At 72.5% G+C, this 1104-nt stretch carries 1 protein-coding gene and 1 pseudogene; both read left to right on the top strand.

Annotation, left to right across the window (positions count from 1 at the left end):
* Positions 1-900, top strand: a 900-nt coding sequence (locus tag ACIRS4_RS38490) for a GNVR domain-containing protein (protein WP_404204961.1), incomplete at its 5' end; no start/stop codon positions are given.
* Positions 897-1104: pseudogene (locus tag ACIRS4_RS38485) on the top strand (hypothetical protein); the annotation flags it as partial. The gene ACIRS4_RS38490 and the pseudogene ACIRS4_RS38485, both read left to right, overlap by 4 nt.

The raw sequence follows: 1104 nt of genomic DNA, 5'->3' as shown, positions 1-1104 counted from the left end.
CAGTTCCGCGCGCTGGTCTCGCGGCTCGAGGTCACCCAGACCGACGCCGCGCCCGCGGCCCGCGCCGAGGTGATCGACAAGGCGCAGACCCCGACCCAGCCCAGCGCCCCGCAGAAGAAGCGCTTCTACATCCTCGGCGTGCTGGCCGGGCTGATGCTGGGCCTGGGCGCGGCGGTGGTGCGCGACAAGCTCGACAAGCGGGTGCGCACGTCCACCGAGCTGGAAGGCATTCTCCCGGTGCCGATCCTGGGCATCGTGGACGACGGGCGGCCCGGCGCGGCCGGGGAGCTGCGGCGGCTGCGGACCCGGCTCACCGAGGATCCCGAACTGGTCAGCCTGCTGATGACCTCGCTGACCCCGCATTCGGAACCGGACGTGTCGATCGGCCTGGCCCGCACCTTCGCCGACACCGGCGCGCGGGTGGTGCTGGTCGACGCCGACACCACCGGGCACGGCTCCACCCGGCGCACGCCCGCGGCCGCGGCGGCCGGGCTCTCGGAACTGTTGCGCAGCAACGGGAATCCTTCGGCAGTGGTCATGCCCTGGCCCGAGGTGGGGATCAATGTGCTGCCGCTGGGCGGCGTGGATTTCCGCACCCCCGACCTGCTCGACTCGGAGCGGTTCGCCGACATCATGTCCAAGCTGCGCAGCGAGTTCGACCACATCGTCGTGGAGTGCGCGCCGGTCACCGCGGCGGCCGACGCCATCGCGCTGGCGCGGCGCTGTGACGGCACCATCGGCGTCATCGAACTCGGCCAGACCACCTCCAATCAGGTGCGCGGCGCGGTGGCCACCTTCGGCCTCGACAACAAGCGGATGATCGGGACCGTGGTGTTCTCGCGGCCGCACAAGAGCGTCGGCGAGCTGGTCCGGCATCCCCTCGATCTGGTGAAGCGGTGATCGAGGGCGGCGGGGGGACGGACCAGGCCGCCGCGGACGGCGAGGCGAATACCAGCAGCGGCGTGCGGCGTCGGCGCATGCTCATGGCCGGGCTGGGGGCCGCGGCCATCCTGCCGGTGGCGGCGGCGTGCTCGAGCGGGGATTCCGGGGACGGCACCGAGTTCCGGTCCCCGCAGGTCACCGATCAGCCATCGGCCCGCAATG

It is taken from the genome of Streptomyces sp. NPDC101166 (genome assembly GCF_044768125.1).
Lineage (GTDB): Bacteria > Actinomycetota > Actinomycetes > Streptomycetales > Streptomycetaceae > Streptomyces.
Note: the sequence above shows the minus strand (reverse complement) of the source record. Positions and strands in the feature narration are given on the sequence as shown.